Annotated in this window: 1 protein-coding gene and 2 tRNA genes; all 3 read right to left on the bottom strand. The window is 54.5% G+C overall.

The features are described from left to right. Positions 1–75: 75 nt before the first annotated feature. A complete protein-coding gene (gene tig / locus D8U71_RS00710) occupies positions 76–1,386 on the bottom strand; it encodes a trigger factor (RefSeq protein WP_016775337.1) in 1,311 nt (436 codons plus the stop codon). Positions 1,387–1,787: 401 nt separating this feature from the next. Further along, positions 1,788–1,863 (bottom strand) — tRNA-His (locus D8U71_RS00705). A 77-nt stretch (positions 1,864–1,940) separates the two neighbouring features. Further along, positions 1,941–2,025, bottom strand: a tRNA-Leu gene (locus D8U71_RS00700). Positions 2,026–2,133: the final 108 nt, after the last annotated feature.

The following is a 2,133-nucleotide window of genomic DNA, read 5'->3' as shown; positions in this document are numbered from 1 at the left end:
AAATAGTTATGTCTTGAATACGCATAAGCCAGCTCGAGAGCTGGCTTATGGTGTGCACTTCTAACGCAAAATCAATCAGTCGGCTGCTGGAGCTTCTACCGGCTTGACTGCTTCTTCGTAGGAGACCGATTTGTCGGTCACACTAGCTTTCTGCAGAACAGTATCCACAACTTGTTCTTCCAGCACAACCGAACGCACTTCGTTCAGTTGCTGCTCGTTTTTGTAGTACCACGACACGACCTGCTCTGGCTCCTGGTAAGCGGAAGCCATTTCCTGAATCATTTCGCGAACGCGAGCTTCGTCAGGCTTGAGGTCGAACTGCTTGACCACTTCAGCAACGATCAGGCCCAGCACGACGCGGCGCTTGGCTTGTTCTTCGAACAGCTCGGCCGGCAGTTGGTCTGGCTTGATGTTGCCGCCGAACTGCTGAACAGCCTGCACGCGCAGACGGTCAACTTCGTTGGACAGCAGAGCCTTTGGCACTTCGATCGGGTTGGTGGCCAGCAGACCGTCCATTACCTGATTCTTGACCTTGGATTTGATCGCCTGACGCAGTTCACGCTCCATGTTCTTGCGAACTTCGGTGCGGAAACCGTCGATGCCGCTTTCCTTGATGCCGAATTGAGCGAAGAACTCTTCGTTCAGCTCAGGCAGCTTAGGCTCGGACACAGTGTTGACGGTCACGGTGAACTCGGCGGTTTTGCCAGCCAGGTCCAGGTTCTGATAGTCCTCAGGGAAGGTCAGGTTCAGAACGCGCTCTTCGCCAGCCTTAGCGCCAACCAGGCCTTCTTCGAAGCCCGGGATCATGCGGCCGGAACCCAGTACCAGCTGAGTGCCCTTGGCGGAGCCGCCAGCGAATACTTCGCCGTCAACCTTGCCAACGAAATCGATGTTCAGCTGATCTTCGTTCTGCGCGGCACGGTCGGCCACTTCGAAACGGGTGTTCTGCTTGCGCAGGATGTCGAGCATCTTGTCCAGGTCAGCGTCAGCCACTTCAGCGCTCAGACGCTCAACGGTGATGCCTTCGAAGCCAGCAACGGTGAACTCAGGGAAGACTTCGAATACAGCAACGTATTCCAGATCCTTGCCCGCTTCGAGCGACTTTGGCTCGATCGAAGGCGAACCGGCAGGGTTGAGCTTTTGCTCGACCACAGCTTCGTAGAAGGAAGACTGGATGACGTCGCCTACCGCTTCCTGACGCGCATCAGCACCGAAACGGCGCTTGATTTCGCTCATTGGCACTTTGCCTGGACGGAAGCCAGCAATTTTGGCCTTTTGGGCAGTCTGCTGCAGACGCTTGTTGACCTGAGTCTCGATGCGCTCTGCCGGCACGGTGACGCTCATGCGGCGCTCGAGAGCAGTAGTATTTTCAACAGAAACTTGCATGGATATTCCTCGTTGCACAGACGTTAGCCGGCCGTTTCCGACCCCAGAATCAAGGGCATGCATTCTAGTGGGTCAAACTCAAGAAGTCACCCTACTGGAAACGGGTAAAAAAACAGCAGGCAATTTATAGGGAGCGCCGCACGAATGCCGTGCACTCCACCGGCGAATACAAGCGATCACGTCAGGGCTCTGCAGCAACGCTTCTATATATAGAAGCAACTATCAAATCCGCCCCGACAGACGTTCCGGCAAAACCGGAACGACGAGCAGTTCAGCGTCATCCGATCCTTTAAAAGCGATGAAGTGCCCTGCCCTGCGCTTCGAAATCGGCCATGGCCGGATTTCGAAACCGCTAAAACAAAAAAGGCGCCAGACTGTTAAATCTGGCGCCTTTCGGAATATGGGGTGGACGATGGGGATCGAACCCACGACAACGGGAGTCACAATCCCGTGCTCTACCAACTGAGCTACGCCCACCATATTGCGTAACAAAAAAGCCAAACAACTTCTTTGTCGAAACTGCATCAGGCCCGAGGCACAGATGAAGCTTTATTTGGTGCGGATGAAGAGACTCGAACTCTTACGCCTCGCGGCGCTGGAACCTAAATCCAGTGTGTCTACCAATTCCACCACATCCGCGGATGAAGCTTTTAAAGCAAAGGCGCCAGACCGTTAAATCTGGCGCCTTTCGAAATATGGGGTGGACGATGGGGATCGAACCCACGACAACGGGAGTCACAATCCCGT

This window comes from Pseudomonas sp. Sample_21 (genome assembly GCF_004307525.1).
In the GTDB taxonomy this organism is placed as follows: domain Bacteria; phylum Pseudomonadota; class Gammaproteobacteria; order Pseudomonadales; family Pseudomonadaceae; genus Aquipseudomonas; species Aquipseudomonas atacamensis.
The sequence above is the reverse complement of the archived record's forward strand: the minus strand, read 5'-3'. Positions and strand labels throughout refer to the sequence as shown.

What these genes read in the sequence shown, in the direction of transcription:
- tig (WP_016775337.1), bottom strand. Translation starts at nt 1,386, where the DNA reads ATGCAAGTTTCTGTTGAAAATACTACTGCTCTCGAGCGCCGCATGAGC.